Below are 19,199 nucleotides of genomic sequence, written 5' to 3'. Positions count from 1 at the left end.
AATGCTGGCAACAGAGCTGTTGTTTATAGTGCCAAAATCGATGCTTCGGCTGTGGCGTTGATTCGCTTTGGGGCAAGCCTTACTCACTACTTGTAATCTATCCGAAGATAATCACTCATCTAAGCCAAATGTAGTCAAAAACAGACTTTTGCTTAAATGCAACGCTAAACAAGAAAAGTGTGCGTATTATACACGAAAAATCAAATAAAGCAAGAGCCATGCTTTATTTTTGGATAAAAAAGTGGCTAAATTTGCCTGTCTTTGCCCTAAAATTCATCAAATTCACAAAATGTTACAATTTTAATAAATTGATTGATTTTTAGGCAGATTTATTGGTAAAAAACCATTTTTACTCCACCAAAATCGCATATTGCTCTTGATGATAAGATGTATTTATGGATAAATGAATGGATGTATTTGTTAATTTTTGTAAATTTAATAAATCCTGATGTGATGACAAATAGTCCGCCACCAACTGACTGACTTTTATCGTCACATTAGGCCTTTTAAAAGAAGTGCTGTTTGCCAACTGACCCATGAGTGACCTTAGAATCTCAAATGCCACCGTCTGCACGCTTTTGATTTTGCCTGTGCCATGACAGACAGGGCAAGGCTCACGCAGCTCATCAGACAGACTGGGGCTGGTGCGTTTACGAGTCATCTCAACCAAGCCCAATTCGCTGATTTGAGTAATGTTGGTCGTGGCAGGGTCGGCTTTTAATGCATGGGCGAGCATGTCTAGCACTGTTTGCCGATGGGCGGATTTGTCCATGTCAATAAAATCTAGGATAATAATACCGCCAATGTTACGCACTTTTAACTCACGAGCGATGGCAGTCACCGCTTCTTTGTTGGTTTCATATGCCACGTCCACGCCTGCCTTGCCCTGCCCTACATACGAGCCTGTATTGACATCGATGGTCGTCATCGCTTCGGTATGCTCAATGATGAGATAACCGCCCGATGGCAACGGGCAATGCCGCAACAAGGCGTGTGTCAGCTGAGTCTCAATGTTAGGCGTAGACGAGCGACGCTCATCAGGCACAGACTGGGCAAACAGTGGGGTCAGCTTATCATGATGATAAATGGCAGATGTGATGGACGGCATGAGTGTGCAACTGGCATGCCGTACCTGCTCATAAGTCGCCCTATCGTCAATCCACACGCTTTGGATATCGTCAGTGATAATGTCACGCAAGGCACGCTCGGCCAAAGGTAGCTCTTGGTGGAGCAAGGCGTGCTTGGCTTTGTGCAGGCTTGCCTGTGTGCGTACTTGGCTGATGTCCGCCCACAATGCACCTAGATGGTCAAGCTCTGCCTGCGTACGCTCGCCCATGTCTGCCCATGTCTCATCATTACCAAATGCCTGCTCGCACGCACTACGAGCGATGAGCCCACCTGCATGCGATGATTGGCTAAGTAGGGTCGTCAAATGAGCTTTTAGCTTGGTACGATAAGCCTTTGTGCCGATGCGAGTAGACACACCGACCGACTGTGGCGATGTGGGCAGATAGACCAAATACCGCCCTGCCAATGCGATGTGCATGGTCACACGCACCCCTTTGGTGCCAAACTCATCTTTGGTGACTTGGACGACAATTCGTTCGCCAACTTTGGGTAGGAGCTTGGGCAGAAGTTTGGGGTCAAGTTTGGGCTTGTCAGGCTTAAGCTTGGGTCTAGACTGGGACTGCGTGGGGCTTTTATCTCTTGCCTGATGAGCCATGGGCAATGTCGTGATGAGTGTGGGCGTGGCAACATCATCTTGGGATGATGGGCGAGTCGGTAGCATGATGTCGCTTTGGTGCAAAAATGCCGAACGCTCACGCCCGATGTCAATAAACACAGACCCCATGGCAGGCAGTACCCGCACCACCGTCCCCAAATAGACATCTCCCACCAAACTGCGTGCCTGTACCCGCTCAATAAACACCTCATCAAGCTTACCGTCATCAACGATAACAAGGCGAGTCTCAAAGGGCGTGGCGTTGATTAGGGCGTGTTTTGACATAAAGATGGTGTGGGCTAGATGAATTAAGTTAGGGCAAGTTGGTTTAAGATAAGCTGGCTTGGTAGACTGATTGAACGCTGATTGGGTAAATTAGAAGGAAGTCACTTGGCTATGCTAGTGGGCTGATTTTATCGTCATTAATACGCCATCACTCTACCAATATTTGCAGACAGTCATCAATCAGCTCTGCCGTCTCGGCAAGGGGCAAGCCCACCACGTTGGTATAACTGCCGTTGATGGCTCGTACCCACGCCATTGCTCCGCCTTGAATGGCGTACGCCCCTGCTTTGTCGGCAGGTTCGCCCGTTGCCCAATATTGCTCTTTGTGGCTGTTAGATAATTTGATGAATTCTACTTGGGTGACAACTTTGATGATTTTTTGAAAAATGATTTGCCCATCTTTGACGATGCTGGCACACACCGCCGTCCAAATCTCGTGCGTACCACCTGATAATTTATCCCACATGGCAAAAGCATGGGCTTTATCGGCAGGTTTGGTTAAAATCTCATCATCTGCCACACCAATGGTATCTGCCGTGATAACGATAGCTGATGACACGTCCATACATGCCCTGCCCGCTTTGGTCTTAACCATACGCATGATGTAGTCGCGGGGGCTTTCGTGGGGATAAAAACGCTCGTCAATCTCCACCGATTTGACCGTAAAGGGAATCTGCAACTGCGTCAATAACTCATGTCGTCTGGGCGATGTGGACGCTAGGATAAGGGGTATCATCAGTAGGCTCGCTCTTTTAGTTGGCGGTTTATCCAGTACAGCGGATACCACATCACAGGAAACAGCACAATGCTACTCATGAGCGACCCCATGCCTGTCCACACAAACTGAGCATGAGAAAATGCCTGCAATATCCACAGCGACACCTGATAAACGCTCAGAGCAATCGCCCCCAATACCCACGCCTGCGACAGGGCAAGCTCTTTGGCATACAGCAGTAGTACCCGTATGACAAACGCCATAAGCACCGCACTAAATGCCTGATGCCCCAAATGCGTACCCAAGAGCAAATCCGAGACCAGTCCCACCAAAAATACCACCCACACCCCCATCATGGGCGAGCGATACATCACCCAAAAGGCAAGCACCATCGCCAAAAACATGGGGCGAACACTTGCCATGTCATGCCCCAAAGGGTAGACACTCAGCATGGATGCCACCACGAAGCTGATGATGATACCGATGATTAAAAAGGGTTTTGAGTTCATAAGTGGGCTTTATGAGTCCTATATGGCGTGATTAGCTGTTCTTTTTTGGGGCAGGGCTATCTTTGGGCTGTAAAATCAGCACATAACTGCTGTTTAGAAAATCAGCGGCGGGATTGACACGAATGTCGGCAAAATTATCAGTGCGAGTGGTGTCAATGTCCGAGACTTCCCCCACTTTATAGCCCGCAGGGAAACGCTCACCAAGCCCTGACGAGATAAGCTCATCGCCCACTTTAACATCGGCAGTCTTAAAGATATAATCTAGGCTTAGGCTATCAGGCTTACCCCCACCCGAGACCATCGCACGTTGTCCTGTGCGTGCCACCACGACCGCCACCGACTGCTGTTCATCGGTGATGAGTAGTAGGCGAGATGTATTTGGGTAGACGTTTAGCACCTGTCCGATGATGCCATGCTCATCGATGACCGTCTGCCCGATTTGCACGCCATCATTGGTGCCTTTGTTAATCACCACCACTTGTTTTAGGGGATTGGAATCCGTGCCGATAATGCGTGCCAGCAGTAGATGATGTTCGCTGGACTGCGTGGTGCTGAGTACGCCTTTTAGACGGGCGTTTTGGGCGAGTAGATAATCTTGGGTTTGGAGCTTGGCACGGGCTTGGAGTAGCTCGGTTTGCAAGCGGATATTCTCACGACGCAAGGCTTCTTTGGTGTGGATGGCATGGCTGGCATATTCCATGGCATAAGACGGCCCTAGGGACGCCTGATAAATGGGTTGCATGGATGCATGACTTAGGCGACGAATACCATCAAACCATTGGGGGTTTTTGCTGTCAAGCAACATAAAAATCAAGGCAAGCACCAAAAACGCAACCGTCATGCGTGCAAATACAGGTTTTTGTGAAAATATACTTGGGAGCATTGCCAGACCTTTTTTATGTAGGGCGTGTTGAATATTGGTATTTGCAATGAAAAATGAGAAAAATCGCACGTTTTTCAAGGAAAAAACTTGAGGCTGATAGTTATTCTATCAGACAAGTTTTTGACGATGAAAAACAAGATTTAGCCATTTTTCATGCAAAAATTGGTTGAATTTGTCAAATTTTGCCATATCTATAAGAATGTTATCAATGTTCAACACGTCCTACTTATGAACAAATAATTTCACAAGCCCAAAACACAAAAAGCGGTGCGTGAACACAGCTCATGATTTCGTGGATTTAGACAAAAATCATCGAGAGCGACTTATCATGAATAAAGTCAAGTGCCTTACCACCGCCACGAGACACGCAGGTCAATGGGTCTTCGGCGACAAACACAGGCAGTCCTGTCTCTTTGGAGATGAGCTTATCTAGGTTACGCAGTAACGCCCCACCCCCTGTCAGCACCACGCCATGCTCGGCGATGTCCGATGACAACTCTGGCGGGGTCTGCTCCAAGGCAAGTTTGACCGCATCAACAATGCCTGATACAGGCTCGGCAAGTGCTTCTTGGATTTCTTTGGAATTGACAGTAAAAGTCTTTGGCACGCCTTCTGCCATCGAGCGTCCACGCACTTCAACTTCTAGGTTTTCTTTTTCATCAAAGACAGCCGCACCCACTTCTTTTTTGATACGCTCAGCGGTCGTCTCACCGATAAAACAGCCATGGGTCTTTTTGACGTGATTGATGATGGCTTCATCAAATTTATCACCGCCGATGGTAATAGAATCTGCATACACACAGCCCGACAAGGCAATCACCGCAATCTCGGTCGTACCACCGCCGATGTCCACCACCATCGAACCACTGGCTTCATGCACAGGCAGACCCGCTCCAATCGCTGCCGCCATCGGCTCTTCTAAGATATGCACGCTGTTCGCTCCTGCCGAACGCACCGCCTCTTCAATGGCACGTCGCTCTACCAGCGTGGATTTGCATGGCACACACACAACCACATTCGGGTCAGCCAAGAATTTTTTGACTTTTACTTTTTTGATGAAATGCTTTAACATCTGCTGGGTAACTTCAAAGTCAGCAATCACACCATCTTTTAAGGGGCGAATGGCAGTAATGTTATCAGGGGTACGCCCAAGCATCTGCTTGGCATCGATACCTACCGCCGCCACCGTTGGGTTTTGGGTGCGGTTAGAACGCAGTGCCACCACCGTTGGCTCATCAAGCACAATGCCCTTACCAGGGGCATAAATCAAGGTGTTAGCAGTACCTAGGTCAATGGCAATGTTGGTCGATAAAAATCCCAGCAGGTTCATAACGCATGATTCCAAAAAATAAGAGTGGCAAGGCGTCACTCATCTTAATCCGTGAGTGAAAATATGATTAAAAATTAGCCAAATGCCAAATAGTTAAAAAATTGTGGTAAATTATACCGATTTATGGCAAAAAAATCATGAGGAATTATGAAAAATTTTGCCTAATTTGCAAGAAATTTTGACAAAATCGATTAAATTTGCCGATTTTTAACCAAAGTTACTAAATTTTACCAAAAATTAAGATAAACGTAAGAGTATAATTGAGTAAATTTTAATTTTTTGAAATCATTAACTTTATGGTAAAATTAGCCAGTCTATTCGCTTTTATCAAGCATTAACATTTTAACTGTTATTTTAGGAAAATTTATGACAATCACCGCCCAAGATGTGCAAAATTGTGCTAACCTATCTCGTCTTGCCATTGACGACACCACCGCTCAAAGCTACGCAGGTAGCCTTGACAAAATCCTTCTCATGATGAATGTCTTGTCCGATGTCGATACCGATGACATCAAGCCCCTTGCCAACATTCACGAAGCTTGCACCGAGTTGCGTGCCGATGTCGCCAATACTGACATTGACCGAGACGGCTTTCAGACGGTTGCCCCTGCGGTACAAGATGGGTTGTATCTTGTGCCACAGGTGATTGAATAATATCAAAATTTGGCATTGTTAAATTAAGATGTATTTTAAACAATGCCCAAAAAACCGATAGGGCGAATGTGATTCGCCCCCACAATACCCAATATTAAAATCTTGAAAATGACACACGAAAAAGGCATTTTATGACAGACCTACACCACCTATCCGTCCATGAATTAGCAGACGGCTTAAAAAACAAACAATTTAGCAGTCAAGAACTGGTCAAACATTTTGCCAGTCGCATTGATAGCCTAGACAGGCAAATCAACAGCTTTATCACCAAAGATTTTGACAACGCCCTAAAACACGCCGAACTTGCCGACAAACTGCGTGCCGAAGGCGACGCTCGCCCCCTGCTTGGCGTGCCAATGGCTCATAAAGACAACCTATGCACCAAAGGCGTGCTGACATCGGCAGGCTCAAAAATCCTATCCAATTTCGTCTCGCCTTATGACGCAACCGTGGTGGAAAATGTCGCCAATGCAGGATTTATCAGTCTAGGCAAGCTCAACATGGACGAATTTGCCATGGGTTCGGACAACGAAAGCTCGTATTTTGGGGCGGTACACAACCCTTGGGATACCGCTCGTGTGCCAGGGGGGTCGTCTGGTGGGTCAGCAGCAGCGGTGGCAAGCGGTTTTGTGCCTGTGGCGACAGGCTCAGATACGGGCGGTTCTATTCGCCAACCAGCGAGCTTTTGTGGTATCACGGGCATTAAGCCTACCTATGGGCGCGTGTCTCGCTATGGCATGATTGCTTATGCGTCAAGCCTTGACCAAGCAGGCACTTTTGGCAAATCCGCCCTAGACTGTGCCTACCTGCTTTCCCCGATGACAGGACACGACCCCAAAGACGCAACGTCTATCAACCGCCCCACCGAAGATTATGTGGCGGACATTTTGGCAACCGACACAGACGGCAAACCCCTAGCAGGCAAAAAAATCGGCGTGGCAAAGGCGTATTTTGGGGCAGGTCTTGACAACGAAGTAGAAAAATCCATTCGCACCGCCCTAGCCAAATATGAAGAGCTGGGGGCCCAAATCGTGGAAGTGGACATTACCGACCCTGCCGTAACGCTTGCCACTTATTATCTGCTCGCCCCTGCCGAAGCCAGCTCAAACCTGTCTCGCTATGACGGCGTGCTTTTTGGCTATCGCTGTGAAAACCCCAAAGATTTGCATGACCTATACACCCGTTCACGCTCCGAAGGTTTCGGGACAGAAGTGCAACGCCGTATCATCATGGGAACGTACGCCCTATCGGCAGGGTATTTTGACGCTTATTATACCAAAGCCCAAAAGGTTCGCCGTCTTATCGTGGACGACTTTAAAAAGGCGTTTGAAAAATGCGACATCATCGCAAGCCCCACCGCCCCAACGGTTGCCTATAAATTGGGCGAAAGCCTTGACCCTGCCAGCATTTATCTGCTTGACGTATATACCATTGGCGTAAACTTGGCAGGTCTGCCCGCCCTATCGCACCCTGTGGGACAAGCGAACGGCTTGCCTGTGGGCTTGCAACTCATTGGCAAGCATTGGGCGGAAAGTGAACTATTAAAAACCGCTCATATTTATCAGGCGAATACCGAGTTTCATAAAGAGTTATCAAGCATTGCCAAATAATCAGATAAATTAGCATAAGGCAAAACTGTCTTATGCTAATGATAAAGGAGTAATCATGCAAACTGTTACTTTACAATTTGATGATGTTTATTATCAAAAGTTAATGAACCAAGTGGGCAAAGATAATTTGGCGGAGTTTTTTCAAAAAATTTCCGAGCCTTATTTTTTATTAAATAAAACAATGGATACGCCAATTTCGCCAAACAATCGCCCTTACCGTTTGGGTGCATTATCCCATATTAAAGTGCCTGATAATTTTGATGACATTGAAATCACGGATTTTGATGTATGAGATATTTATTAGGCACGCACATTTTATTATGGGCATTGCAAAATAGCCCCAAACTGAGTAAGCAAGCCAAAGACATTATTACCAATCCAAATGCCAAAGACATTATTACCAATCCAAATAATGAATTATGGTTTAGTTCTGCCAGTATTTGGGAAGTTGCCATTAAACTTAGTAGCGGTAAAGTAAAAGATGATGAATTGATTGACCCTGATTTATTACATCAAACGCTTTTGCAAGAAGACTATCAAGAATTAACCATAAACGGCACGCACAGCAGTGAAGTTGGGCGTTTGCCATTTATCCATAAAGACCCTTTTGATAGAATGCTCATCGCCCAAGCCAAAACCGAACGGTTCATCCTAATGACGGCTGATGATAAAATCAAGCAATATGATGACGTAACCATTTTAATGATTTAAATCCAAGGAAACCCTATGACCCAACAAGCCCCCCTAATTGACGGCTATGAAGTCGTGATTGGTATTGAAATTCATTGCCAATTAAACACCGACAGCAAAATCTTTTCAAACGCCCCCACCGCCTTTGGACAAGAGCCAAACACCCAAGCCACCATAGTGGATTTGGGCTTTCCAGGGGCGTTGCCTGTGTTAAATGAAGGCGTGATTGAGCGTGCCTTAAAATTTGGCATGGGTGTCAATGCCGAGCTTGGCACATACAACACCTTTGACCGCAAAAACTACTTCTACCCCGACCTACCCAAAGGCTATCAAATCACGCAAATGGCAAACCCCATTGTCGGACGTGGCTACATTGACATCCTTGTAAACGCAGGGCAAAAAGACGAATACACCAAACGTATCGGTATCACACGAGCCCACCTAGAAGAAGACGCTGGCAAATCGGTGCATGACGCTGTACCGCAGATGACGGGCGTGGATTTGAACCGTGCTGGTACGCCACTCATCGAAATCGTCTCTGAGCCTGATATGCGTTCGGTGGGCGAAGCGGTTGCTTACGTCAAGACCATTCATGAGCTGGTTACTTGGCTTGGCATCTCGGACGCGATTATGGCAGAAGGCTCTTTTCGTGCCGACATCAACGTGTCTGTACACAAGCTAAACACGCCCTTTGGCACTCGCTGTGAGCTCAAAAACCTAAACTCGTTCCGCTTTATTGAGCGAGCTATAAAAAGTGAAATTGAACGGCAAATTGACGTCATCGAAGACGGCGGTAAAGTCGTGCAAGCCACACGCCTATACGACCCCGAAAAAGACGAAACCCGTGCCATGCGTACCAAAGAAGAAGCCAACGATTACCGCTACTTCCCCGACCCCGACCTGTTGCCTGTTGTTATCTCTGATGAGACGCTTGCCAAAGTGCGTGCCGACATGCCAGAGCTACCGAGCGTGCGTAAAGAGCGATTTGCCAATGAATTTGGCTTGACCGCTTATGATGCCAACGTGCTAAATGGTAGCCGTGAGCTGTCGGATTATTTCTTGCAAGTGGTTGAAATCATTGGCAAAAATAACGCCAAAATCGGAGCAAACTGGGTCATGGGCGAGCTGTCAGGCTCACTCAATAAAAACGAGCTGACCATTGACAAATCACCAATCTCTGCCGAACGCTTGGCGGGGCTGATTGCTCGCATTTTGGATAATACCATTAGCGGTAAAATCGCCAAAGAAGTGTTTGGCTATCTGTGGGAGTCCGACAAATCTGCCGATGAGATTATCGCCGAGAAAGGCTTAAAACAAGAAACCGACACAGGGGCGATTGAAGCCATTATTAAAGAAGTGCTTGCTAATAATCAAGCAATGGTGGACGAATATAAAGGCGGAAAAGAAAAAGCCTTTAATGGACTGGTCGGACAAGTCATGAAAGCCAGTCGTGGTAAGGCAAATCCAGCTCAGGTAAATGAGCTTTTGAAGAGGTTGATTGGGTAGGATAATAAACCCCAAATATCGGTTGGTGTTTGGGGTTTTATTTATAGGAATAACGATGATTGATGTTACAAAAGTTTCTCAGCATTTTAAGAAACCAGAACTCCATCTTTCAGAAAGTTTTTTAAAAATATATTGCTCCAATGAGATAACAAATTATAACGATAGTGGCTACATTGTCTATTGCCAAATGAATTGCTATCGTTTTGATTTAGAAACCAACATTTATCTTATTCTTAAATCTTGTGAAAACTTTTTACAATCATCACCCACTTGGTTTGATTTTTATAGATTTAAGGAAGGTTATCCATTAAAATTAAGCAATTATATCAATGAAGCCATTCAAGAAATTCAAAGTTCAGAAAATCAAACCAACAATCATCATTTGTTACAACAAATCTTAAATCAGCAACTAGAAAAACTAAATGAAGTTGATAAAATTTACACCTTTGACTTAAACCGAGAAAAATTTAGAAGTTCTATTTTAGACCAAGTACAAGACCCGATTGACGGATTATCCAAACTGATATTCTGGATAGATAAAGATGAAAATATTCATTTTTTATGGGTGCGAGAAAGTAGGTAGTAAAACTGGTGCGTAATACGCACCTTACCACCAACCATTTTTTTAATTGCAAAATGAAACCAAACCCAATTATTAACCCTTGCCAACACCCATTTAACCCATTTCTTTAAACAAAATAGCAATAATGAATGGTTTTTAAAAGAATTTCCTTATGAATTTGACAAAATAGCAAAACATTGGCAAATTGATAATAATTGTATCAACACTATATTACACTCAGAACCGCTAATTTTAGTGCAATGTCAAATCACTTATCAAAATTTAGCTGTGGCGGATTATCGCTTGTATTTGGATAAAAATGGCGTGTTGATTGATGAATTTTTTACCATAAAAGAGAATGAAAAATGCCGACCATCAAAACCCTAATCCACTCCGCCGATAGCCTACTCATCACCGCAGGAGCAGGCATGGGTGTGGATTCTGGCTTGCCTGATTTTCGGGGCAATAACGGAATGTGGCAAGCCTATCCCGAGCTTGGCAGACGGCAGATGGACTTTACCACCATCGCCAACCCCCAAGCCTTCGCCCAAAATCCACGCCTTGCTTGGGGGTTTTATGGACACCGTTTGGCACTGTACAAAGCCACCACGCCCCACGCAGGCTTTAGTGAGTTATTGGCACTTGCTGACCGCCTTGATTTGCCTTATTTTGTCTTTACCAGCAATGTGGACGGGCAATTTGTCAAGGCAGGGTTTGACGCTGACAGAATTTATGAATGCCACGGCTCTATTCATCATTTGCAATGTGTCATACCCTGCTCTGATAAAATTTGGACGGCGGACGACTTAACGCCTGTGATTGACAATGACAAATGCGAGTGGCTTGGGGAGCTACCCACTTGCCCTGATTGTGGCGGGTTGGCTCGTCCTAATATCTTGATGTTTGGCGATTTTGCTTGGCAATCTCATCGCACAGACAAACAAGAAATCCGCCTGCACAAGTTTTTGACAACCCACCAAAATCCTGTTGTCATCGAGATTGGAGCAGGAACAGCAATCCCGACGGTTAGACGCTTTGGCGAGCAGTTCGCCCCACGTCTGATTCGCATTAACCTGCGAGAACCTGCCACACCCCAAGGTGGGATTGGGCTTGGTATGACGGGCATACATGGGATAGATGAGATTTGGCGGGCGTTGTGTGAGTGATTGCTTGGCAATATACCTTAAAACAACAAATTTCAATCACGAACGAATCTCTCCATGTCCAAACACCACCCATTTTTGGGAAGTCAGCCCATGTAGTCCCACAGGACCCCGAGCGTGGATTTTGTCTGTTGAGATACCAATCTCCGCCCCCAGTCCATACTCAAATCCGTCCGCAAAACGGCTAGACGCATTGACCATGACCGAGCTTGAATCCACTTCACGGATAAATCGCCCACTGTTCTCATAGCTGTTTGTGATGATCACGTCCGTATGGTGCGAGCCGTAGTGATTGATATGGGCGATAGCGTGGTCTAGGTCGTCCACGACTTTTACCGCCAGCATGGGGGCAAGGTATTCGGTGTACCAATCATCATCGGTGGCAGGCTCTATGTTTACGCCAGTATTTGCCAAAATCTCTTTAGATTTGTCGCACACCCTAAATATCATGGCATCATCCACGCCATGCATCGCTTGGGCAATCTGTGGCAAGGCGGTATTAGCAATGTCCGCATGAACGAGCAAAGTCTCCATGACATTACAGGGCGAGTAGCGAGAAGTCTTGGCATTGACGCACACCTTGACCGCCATGTCCATGTCCGTCAGACTGTCCACATAAGTGTGGCAGTTGCCGTCTAGGTGCTTGATGACTGGCACACGGGCGTTATTGGCGATACGCTCTATCAGTCCCCGCCCGCCCCGTGGGATAATCACGTCCACCACGCCCACCATAGCGATGAGCTTATCCACCGCATTACGGTCGGTCGTGGTTAGCACTTGCACCGAGTCGGTCGGTAGTCCTGCCTGCTCCAAACCTATATGCACCGCATGGGCTAGGACTTGGTTGGAGTGAAAGGCTTCTGAACCGCCACGCAGGATAATGGCGTTGCCTGATTTGATGGCAAGACTCCCTGCTTCTATGGTAACGTTGGGACGACTTTCATAAATCATACCAATCACGCCAAGCGGTACTCGCATTTTGCCAAGCTGTATGCCACTGGGACGGTAGGTCATCTCGCTCATCTCGCCAATAGGGTCGGCAAGATTTATCACGTCATCAAGCGAGCTTAATATACCATTAAACACTTTATCACTGATAATAAGGCGGTCAAGTAAGGCACTATCTAGCCCTTTATCCTTGCCGTTTTGTATGTCTATCTCATTGGCGGATAAAATCTCATCTTTTTGGGCGATGAGAGCCGATTTGATACAGGTTAGGGCGTGGTTTTTGGTTTTGGTGTCGGCACGGGCAAGTGTGGCAGAAGCGGTTTTGGCACGCACGCCCACGTCATTCATGTAGGTGCTAAGGTCGGTCATGGCAATCCTTAATGTGAGTGATGGACTTATATTAAAGGCATTTTTTATAAAAAGCAACTTTTATCAAAACAGCAGTAAAAACAGCTTTGTCTCGCTGATACGACATAACTTTTAAAAATGGTCTTGTAAAAACCATCTTTTTAAAACCATTTTTTAACATCACACTTTTTAAGCCATGATTTTTAAAAACAAACACACACAAAAATGACGACCCAAGGCCGTCATTTTAAGGTTTTAGAAATGTATTTGTTTGTGGTTTATTTTACCTTGGCACGGTATTTAACCACGCTCGTACCACCAAGACCGATGTCTTCTAGCGTCCATCTTAGGGCTTTATAATCCGACAGGGGCAACTCTTGGACTTGTCCGCCGACATTGGCACGGATGGGCGAGCGGACAAAGCGACTGCCATCAATGGTTGCATGGGGGAATCTGGGGTGGATGCCACCAACCAACGCCAAACCATCGGCAATACTTAGGGTAACGTCCATCGAACGCACTCGCTCCGAGCTGTTGTTGGTGAATAGACCTTGATATTCTAAGATGTCGCCTGATTTGACGGGCGTACCGGCATTAATGGGGGTTAGTGTTTCTTGACCGTTGATGTTTTGCACAATGAACGCATTCACCACGCTTTGAATCCCTGCTGATGAGCCTTGGCGTTGGGGAGCTTGGGTTTGAGCAGGGGCTTGCAAGGGGCTAACCGCCATCGGAATCACGGCAGGGGCAGGGTTTTGACCCAATGGGTTATAAATGGGGGTACTTTGCGGGGCGACCGTGACCACCCTGCCTGCCGTTGGGGTGTTTAGCGTTGGGGTATTCCGATTGGCTTGGGGGTTGGCGGTATAGCTAATCTCGCCTGTACTGGCTTGGTTTGGGACTGACTCTGTGGTCTCGGTCGGGGTGGGTAGCATGGCATGGGCTGACACGGCAACCGACAAGGCGGTCAAGGACAACACGGCAACACCGCCACGCAACATTTGGATAGGCATAATCATTCCTTCATTAACTCTATGGTAAAAATAAATGTCGCCCATGATAGCATGAAAAGCTGTTGCGTGCGTTAAGCGTGCGTTTATTTATGGTAACTTTCTGCCAAATTTTGGCTAAATGGCAAGACATAACAAAAGACGGCACGATAAAAAAGGGCACAAAAGACAAGTCATGAGACAATAATTTGATGAGTTTTGCTGATTTTATGATAAAATTCATCAAAAACACCATCATAGCACGCCATGACCCACCCAAACCCCATCCACTGGTTTCGCCACTCCTTGCCCTACATCAATACCCACAGGGGCAAGACCTTTGTCGTCATGATGACTGGTAAATCACTCGCCCATGACAGCTTTGCCACGCTGGTGCAGGATTTGGCACTACTGCACAGTTTGGGTATTCGCTTGGTGCTGGTGCATGGGGCAAGGGTGCAGATAAATGATGCCCTAGCACAGGCGAGACTGTCCGATGACACACCTTTTTGCCATGGCGTGCGTGTTACCCCCACATCTGCCATGCCGACCATTTTGGCGGTGGTCGGACAGCTCACCCTAAAAATCCAAGGCGAGTTTTCCAAAGGGCTTGCCAACACTCCCTTATTTGGGGCAAAAATCAGTACAGTAACAGGCAACTTTGTCAATGCCAAGCCCTTTGGCGTACGTCACGGCGTGGACTTTATGCAGACGGGCGAAGTCCGCCGTATCGACACCAAAGCCATCAAACACAGCCTTGACAATCATCACATCGTCATCGCCAACTCCATCGGCTTTTCGGCAACGGGTGATTTGTTTAATCTTGATGCCTTAGATGTCGCCACGCACATCGCCACATCGCTGGTGGCGGACAAACTCATCATCTTAGACAAAAGCCTGACCGACTCGCACGGCTCGCTCATCAAAGAACTCACCGCCACAGAAGCTCACGAGCTTATCGAAACATCCACGCTCGCCCCCATACTCACGCACGCCATTCACGCCTGCCAGCATGGTGTGGGGCGTGTTCAGCTTATCGACTTTGACAAAGATGATGCCTTGTTGGGCGAGCTGTTCACCACAGACGGGCGTGGCACGATGATAAGCCAAAGCAACTACGACCACATCAGGCAAGCCACCGCCCTTGACATCATCGGTATCATGGCAATCATTCGCCCCCTAGAAGAGCAGGGTATTTTGGTTGCTCGCAGTCGTGAACGCCTAGAAGAGATGATAGATGAGTTTAGTGTTATGGAGCGAGACGGCAAAATCATCGGCTGTATCGCCATGCATGAGTTAGACGATGAGAGCGTGGAGATTGCCAGCGTTGCCATGCATGGCGACTATCGCAGTGGCGAGCGTGGGGCGAACCTTTTAAAATTTGCCGAACAAAGTGCCAAACGCAGGGGCAAATCCCGTCTGTTTGCCCTGACCACACGCACCTTGCATTGGTTTATTGAACATGGATTTGGCGAAACCACCCCAAACGAGCTACCTTGTGAGCGGTTTAAACAATGGCAAAATGGGCGAAATTCCAAGGTACTGATTAAACACGTTTAGCCTGATGTTACCGCCCCCACCGCTTCGCCACACCCTGTGTCAACAAACAAATAATCCCCACCCAAATCAGCCCAAAACTTGTCAGCATCTGCCATTCAAACACCCCGCCGAGCACCGTAATGGCAAGGATAAACAGCAATGCAGGTTCAAGATAACCAAGCAATCCAAACAAGGACGTGGGCAATAAGCGGTTGGCTTCTAGGTTCGCCTGTTGTGATAACACGCTGATAAGCCCCAAGCCAATGACTTTTAATATCATCACGGGCGAGCCGATGACCGCCGACATCGCAGACGCATGAAAACACAACGCCACAAGGCAAATGGGGGCGATGATGCTCAAATCCACAAACAGCCCCGTCAAGGCAGGGATATTTTGTCGCCGTCTCATCACATAAAAAATCGGATAAGTCAAACACACCCAAAACGTCGCCCAGCTGACCTGCCCTGTCCGCATAATCTCCATGCACACGCCCACGCCTGCACACGCCACCGCCAGCCACTGCAAACGAGTCAGTCTCTCACCCATGACAAAGCCAACCAGCACCATCACCAGCGGAAACAAGAAATAGCCCATAGACACCGCCACGCCATGACCGTTTAGGGGTGCATAGATAAACAGCCACAACTGACTGGCGAAAATTGGCGTGGGGGCGAGTAGCCACACCCAACCCCGAATCCCCTTGACCCGAGACAATCCGCCCAACACAAATCCCCATTTGCCAAGCACGCTGATGAGTGCCACCAAACACCCCCACATCATGACCATTCGCCACAAAAACACCGCCGTCCCTGTCAAAGGCGGTAGCCACTTGCCATAAGCATAGACCATCGCAAACATGACATTGGACAAAATGGCAAGAATTACGCCTAAGGCAAAGGTGTTTTTGGGTGGGGCAAATTGGCGTGGTAGGACAAGGTTCATGACTTGGTTGGTGTGCTGGTAAAAGATGATGTATTATAAAAGGTTTTTTGATAAAATTTTTAAACTTTATCATCATGACGAATTTTTGCAAATATTGACTGGTTTTGATAAAATTTACCCAAAATTTTGCTTGCCAATCATGACTCAAAACACAGATGACACCGACAAAACCCTGCTAAACCTACTCCAAGACGACCGCACTCTACCGCTTAAAACCCTTGCCGAGCATACAGGCACAACACCTGCTACCGTGAGCAGTCTATCAGTTGACCCCACCAAGACAAACCGCTTTAACCACTAAGGATTATCATGAAATACATCCCCCTTTTGGTCGCCATGCTTACCCTGTGTGCCTGCGACAAATCCGCCACCGAGCATAACTTTGCCCCTGCCACAAGTCAGTCGCCTGTCGAGCAACCGAGCAAGCCGTCCACCCCCGAGAACCCCCACGACCTACAAGCCCTTGCCAGCGAGCTTAGCACATCCGACCCGTCCGCCTTGCCTGATGTACAGCCACTAACCACCGCTGATGGCAAAATCGCCCTTGACAAGACCCACATTCTCACCGACTCACCTAAGGCAGACACGGCAACGTATGAATATCCGCTCGCCCTTGACAGCATGGCGGTCAAAAACTACGCCAAAGCCTATAACATCACGGACAAACAAGCCCAACACAGCATGGTCATCGCCATGGCAAGCCCCGAAGTGCTAAGCAAAATCCTAGACCAATTAAGAGACGGCAAATACATCGCCCATCAGCTCACCGATGGGGCAGACATGACGCTCGTCATCACGACCACCCCTGATGTCGTGGCGGATAAGTTTGATTATGTCTTTGCCGATGAGTTCGGGCGTGGTTTGGTGTTGCCGGTGGTAATACAGCCCAAAAAATGATGTTAAAGATGTTATTTTAAAGGCATGGTTAGGACGGATAATAGCCCGCCCTGCCTGTGTGTTGTATTTAGATGAGCGCTTGTGTCAATTTATCATCACACATTATGCAGTCCAAACTGCGATTTGACTTCATGTTTAAAGCGTTTGACCACTGCCAACGCATCTTTTAACAAATCACGCTCCAAGGTAGAAAGTAGCTCGGTATCCACCTGATTGGGGCTAATCGGCTCGCCATTTCGCACATAAAACAGCCCCGCTTTTAGGCGTAAATTCATCAAATACGCCAACGCATCTGCCGTGTCTTTGGCAAGTTGTTCGCTGATAACGCCTTGATTTTTTAGGGCAAGAAGTCGCTCAAAAGTGCTTGTCTCGTCTATCCTTGCCTTTAATGCCAACGCACGCACGCCATGCACCACAGGGAATAACCCCATTTTTTTGATGTCCATTTTGTGTGTTTCACCCTTACCCAAAATCTTGGCAAAAAAGCCCCGATTGTGTTCGTCAAACTGCATGATCGCACGTGCAAAATTCATCTGCATGCCCACGTCTTTATCCAAATGGGCGTTCAGATGGTGTTTGACTTCATCAAGCAAATCCGCCTTGCCTGCCACCGTCCGTGCATCCAAAAATATCGCCATATCCATCAGACTCTCGCCATCGGCACTTTTGCACCAATGGGCGACCGTGCGTTTGAAGTCGCTCACCGTCTGGCACCATTTGGCATTGGACACCATAATCCCGCCTGCACAGGGCGGATAGCCAAACTTGGCAAGCGTGTCCGAGAACTTTACGGCATATTCATGTAAGGCGGTCATGTCCACATCATCATCGGCGATTAGGGCGTTGTCTTGGTCGGTTTTTAATACCTGCTCGCCACGCCCCTCAGACCCCATGACAATAAGGCACGTCTTGGCGACCATGTCAGGCGGTGCAATCAGCCCCCACGCCTTTTCAAACAGTTGCCCATTTAGCACCTGCATGAGTTTGGCAAGCTGCAGGGCACTCATACCGCCTGCTTGCAGGGACGACACCGAATCGGTCATTTGCTGGGCGATTTGAGCAAGCTCAGACAAAGTATCGGCACGGTGTAGGCGTTCGGCAACCAAATGACTGTGGCTGGACAGATACGCCAAAATGTCCATTTGTTCAAGCAGTCCGACAATGCGTCCATTGTCCTTGACAGCAAGGCGTTGAATACGGCGACTCATCATCATAAGCAGGGCATTGAACAAAAAATCTTCGCCATCAATGCCCACAATGTCAAAATTGGCATAGGTGTGAATCGGGTCGTCCGTCCTTGCCCCACCTGCGATGACATCACGAAATACCGATTCGGTAATCAGTCCGATTTTGTTGTCATAATTGACCAGCACCGATTTGCTTTTGTTATCACGCATCAGGCGAGCAAGTTCGGCAAGGGTCAGCCCACCATCAACGCTTAGGGTGCTGTGGTGGTAAGCGTCAGCGACTTTGGCGTGAAACAGTCCTGAAATTTCTTGATTTTCTTGGGGGGCAAGGCTGTTAAAGCGTTCGGCAATGCCCGTATAAAAGTATGCCCCAAAGCGGGCATTTGAGCCAACTAATTGTAAAATCAAAGACTTAGGAATGGCATACACCAAAGACTGCTCGGCAGAAATAAAGCTGTGGGCGGAAGTTGCCTCAAACATAGCACGAGCCTCAAAGCTGTCATTGGTGCGGTACAAAGCCACCACGTCGCCATCATCGCCAAGTTCTTTGACCATACCTTTGATGACGACATACAGAGCGTCCATCGGCTCGCCTGCAGTGATAATCGGGACGTTGTCGTCAAAAAAGACGATTTGCAGGTGTTTTTGCAAAAGTTTTTGTTCGGCGGGGTTTAGGGTGTTGTAGGGGGCGAAGTTGAAATTAAATCTGTCCATGATG

The 19,199-nt window shown here is 47.4% G+C and carries 19 protein-coding genes; 10 read left to right on the top strand and 9 right to left on the bottom strand.

Going from position 1 to position 19,199, the window contains the following annotated elements:
* Positions 1–349: 349 nt before the first annotated feature.
* The 5 genes from K941_RS14690 to K941_RS0104205 form a co-directional block, all read right to left on the bottom strand.
* Entirely contained in the window at positions 350–2,008 is a 1,659-nt protein-coding gene (locus K941_RS14690; protein WP_036387456.1) for an Rne/Rng family ribonuclease, read from the bottom strand.
* Between the two features lie 148 nt (positions 2,009–2,156).
* The gene (locus tag K941_RS0104225) at positions 2,157–2,744 is read right to left on the bottom strand and encodes a Maf family protein (RefSeq protein WP_036387453.1); all 588 of its coding nucleotides are present in this window, start codon (positions 2,742–2,744) and stop codon (positions 2,157–2,159) included.
* Entirely contained in the window at positions 2,744–3,232 is a 489-nt protein-coding gene (gene mreD / locus K941_RS0104220; protein WP_029102626.1) for a rod shape-determining protein MreD, read from the bottom strand. The genes K941_RS0104225 and mreD overlap by 1 nt, the downstream gene beginning before the upstream one ends.
* A gap of 31 nt (positions 3,233–3,263) precedes the next feature.
* Positions 3,264–4,115, bottom strand: coding sequence for a rod shape-determining protein MreC (gene mreC, locus K941_RS0104215; RefSeq protein WP_029102625.1), 852 nt, complete (start codon positions 4,113–4,115; stop codon positions 3,264–3,266).
* A gap of 298 nt (positions 4,116–4,413) precedes the next feature.
* The gene (locus tag K941_RS0104205) at positions 4,414–5,445 is read right to left on the bottom strand and encodes a rod shape-determining protein (RefSeq protein ID WP_029102624.1); all 1,032 of its coding nucleotides are present in this window, start codon (positions 5,443–5,445) and stop codon (positions 4,414–4,416) included.
* Positions 5,446–5,811: 366 nt separating this feature from the next.
* On the opposite strand from K941_RS0104205, the gene gatC reads away from it, so the two are divergent.
* From gatC to K941_RS0104170, 7 genes are all read left to right on the top strand, one after another.
* Positions 5,812–6,099, top strand: a complete 288-nt coding sequence (gene gatC / locus K941_RS0104200; protein WP_029102623.1) for an Asp-tRNA(Asn)/Glu-tRNA(Gln) amidotransferase subunit GatC — start codon at positions 5,812–5,814, stop codon at positions 6,097–6,099.
* A gap of 131 nt (positions 6,100–6,230) precedes the next feature.
* Positions 6,231–7,709 (top strand): Asp-tRNA(Asn)/Glu-tRNA(Gln) amidotransferase subunit GatA, encoded by a 1,479-nt coding sequence (gene gatA, locus K941_RS0104195; RefSeq protein WP_029102622.1) that lies wholly within the window; start codon positions 6,231–6,233, stop codon positions 7,707–7,709.
* Between the two features lie 55 nt (positions 7,710–7,764).
* Entirely contained in the window at positions 7,765–8,001 is a 237-nt protein-coding gene (locus K941_RS0104190; protein ID WP_029102621.1) for a hypothetical protein, read from the top strand.
* Positions 7,998–8,420 (top strand): type II toxin-antitoxin system VapC family toxin, encoded by a 423-nt coding sequence (locus tag K941_RS0104185; RefSeq protein WP_029102620.1) that lies wholly within the window; start codon positions 7,998–8,000, stop codon positions 8,418–8,420. Before K941_RS0104190 ends, K941_RS0104185 begins: the two co-directional genes overlap by 4 nt.
* A 15-nt stretch (positions 8,421–8,435) precedes the next feature.
* Complete coding sequence (gatB, locus tag K941_RS0104180; RefSeq protein ID WP_029102619.1) at positions 8,436–9,905, top strand: Asp-tRNA(Asn)/Glu-tRNA(Gln) amidotransferase subunit GatB; 1,470 nt, start codon at positions 8,436–8,438, stop codon at positions 9,903–9,905.
* A 55-nt stretch (positions 9,906–9,960) separates the two neighbouring features.
* Positions 9,961–10,488 carry a hypothetical protein gene (locus K941_RS0104175; RefSeq protein ID WP_029102618.1) on the top strand — a complete coding sequence of 176 codons (528 nt, stop codon included), beginning with the start codon at positions 9,961–9,963 and terminating at the stop codon, positions 10,486–10,488.
* 344 nt (positions 10,489–10,832) lie between these two features.
* Positions 10,833–11,633 (top strand): SIR2 family NAD-dependent protein deacylase, encoded by an 801-nt coding sequence (locus tag K941_RS0104170; protein WP_029102617.1) that lies wholly within the window; start codon positions 10,833–10,835, stop codon positions 11,631–11,633.
* Positions 11,634–11,669: 36 nt separating this feature from the next.
* Here the strand turns inward: K941_RS0104170 and K941_RS0104165 are convergent, their stop codons facing one another.
* Complete coding sequence (locus K941_RS0104165; protein WP_029102616.1) at positions 11,670–12,947, bottom strand: glutamate-5-semialdehyde dehydrogenase; 1,278 nt, start codon at positions 12,945–12,947, stop codon at positions 11,670–11,672.
* Between the two features lie 257 nt (positions 12,948–13,204).
* Positions 13,205–13,939: a hypothetical protein gene (locus K941_RS17690; RefSeq protein ID WP_051225870.1), complete on the bottom strand. Its 735-nt coding sequence runs from the start codon at positions 13,937–13,939 to the stop codon at positions 13,205–13,207.
* Between the two features lie 243 nt (positions 13,940–14,182).
* Here K941_RS17690 and argA point away from each other — a divergent pair, with 243 nt between their 5' ends.
* Positions 14,183–15,475, top strand: a complete 1,293-nt coding sequence (gene argA / locus K941_RS0104145; RefSeq protein WP_029102613.1) for an amino-acid N-acetyltransferase — start codon at positions 14,183–14,185, stop codon at positions 15,473–15,475.
* 7 nt (positions 15,476–15,482) lie between these two features.
* On the opposite strand, the gene rarD is transcribed toward argA, so the two are convergent.
* The gene (gene rarD / locus K941_RS14685; RefSeq protein WP_051225869.1) at positions 15,483–16,397 is read right to left on the bottom strand and encodes an EamA family transporter RarD; all 915 of its coding nucleotides are present in this window, start codon (positions 16,395–16,397) and stop codon (positions 15,483–15,485) included.
* Positions 16,398–16,536: 139 nt separating this feature from the next.
* Here rarD and K941_RS16765 point away from each other — a divergent pair, with 139 nt between their 5' ends.
* Positions 16,537–16,698: an AsnC family protein gene (locus tag K941_RS16765; RefSeq protein WP_084137672.1), complete on the top strand. Its 162-nt coding sequence runs from the start codon at positions 16,537–16,539 to the stop codon at positions 16,696–16,698.
* An 8-nt stretch (positions 16,699–16,706) separates the two neighbouring features.
* The gene (locus K941_RS14680) at positions 16,707–17,294 is read left to right on the top strand and encodes a hypothetical protein (RefSeq protein WP_084137671.1); all 588 of its coding nucleotides are present in this window, start codon (positions 16,707–16,709) and stop codon (positions 17,292–17,294) included.
* Between the two features lie 95 nt (positions 17,295–17,389).
* Here the strand turns inward: K941_RS14680 and K941_RS0104125 are convergent, their stop codons facing one another.
* Positions 17,390–19,195, bottom strand: a complete 1,806-nt coding sequence (locus K941_RS0104125; protein ID WP_029102611.1) for a DUF294 nucleotidyltransferase-like domain-containing protein — start codon at positions 19,193–19,195, stop codon at positions 17,390–17,392.
* Positions 19,196–19,199: the final 4 nt, after the last annotated feature.

This window comes from Moraxella caprae DSM 19149 (genome assembly GCF_000426885.1).
Taxonomy (GTDB): domain Bacteria; phylum Pseudomonadota; class Gammaproteobacteria; order Pseudomonadales; family Moraxellaceae; genus Moraxella; species Moraxella caprae.
This window is presented reverse-complemented; position numbering and strand designations above follow the sequence as displayed.

Coding starts and splice junctions, on each gene's coding strand:
- argA (WP_029102613.1), top strand. CDS start 14,183: ATGACCCACCCAAACCCCATCCACTGGTTTCGCCACTCCTTGCCCTAC.
- K941_RS0104205 (WP_029102624.1), bottom strand. CDS start 5,445: ATGAACCTGCTGGGATTTTTATCGACCAACATTGCCATTGACCTAGGT.
- gatC (WP_029102623.1), top strand. CDS start 5,812: ATGACAATCACCGCCCAAGATGTGCAAAATTGTGCTAACCTATCTCGT.
- K941_RS0104225 (WP_036387453.1), bottom strand. CDS start 2,744: ATGATACCCCTTATCCTAGCGTCCACATCGCCCAGACGACATGAGTTA.
- K941_RS14690 (WP_036387456.1), bottom strand. CDS start 2,008: ATGTCAAAACACGCCCTAATCAACGCCACGCCCTTTGAGACTCGCCTT.
- mreD (WP_029102626.1), bottom strand. CDS start 3,232: ATGAACTCAAAACCCTTTTTAATCATCGGTATCATCATCAGCTTCGTG.
- K941_RS17690 (WP_051225870.1), bottom strand. CDS start 13,939: ATGCCTATCCAAATGTTGCGTGGCGGTGTTGCCGTGTTGTCCTTGACC.
- K941_RS16765 (WP_084137672.1), top strand. CDS start 16,537: ATGACTCAAAACACAGATGACACCGACAAAACCCTGCTAAACCTACTC.
- K941_RS0104125 (WP_029102611.1), bottom strand. CDS start 19,195: ATGGACAGATTTAATTTCAACTTCGCCCCCTACAACACCCTAAACCCC.
- gatA (WP_029102622.1), top strand. CDS start 6,231: ATGACAGACCTACACCACCTATCCGTCCATGAATTAGCAGACGGCTTA.
- rarD (WP_051225869.1), bottom strand. CDS start 16,397: ATGAACCTTGTCCTACCACGCCAATTTGCCCCACCCAAAAACACCTTT.
- gatB (WP_029102619.1), top strand. CDS start 8,436: ATGACCCAACAAGCCCCCCTAATTGACGGCTATGAAGTCGTGATTGGT.
- K941_RS0104165 (WP_029102616.1), bottom strand. CDS start 12,947: ATGACCGACCTTAGCACCTACATGAATGACGTGGGCGTGCGTGCCAAA.
- K941_RS0104190 (WP_029102621.1), top strand. CDS start 7,765: ATGCAAACTGTTACTTTACAATTTGATGATGTTTATTATCAAAAGTTA.
- mreC (WP_029102625.1), bottom strand. CDS start 4,115: ATGCTCCCAAGTATATTTTCACAAAAACCTGTATTTGCACGCATGACG.
- K941_RS0104170 (WP_029102617.1), top strand. CDS start 10,833: ATGCCGACCATCAAAACCCTAATCCACTCCGCCGATAGCCTACTCATC.
- K941_RS0104175 (WP_029102618.1), top strand. CDS start 9,961: ATGATTGATGTTACAAAAGTTTCTCAGCATTTTAAGAAACCAGAACTC.
- K941_RS0104185 (WP_029102620.1), top strand. CDS start 7,998: ATGAGATATTTATTAGGCACGCACATTTTATTATGGGCATTGCAAAAT.
- K941_RS14680 (WP_084137671.1), top strand. CDS start 16,707: ATGAAATACATCCCCCTTTTGGTCGCCATGCTTACCCTGTGTGCCTGC.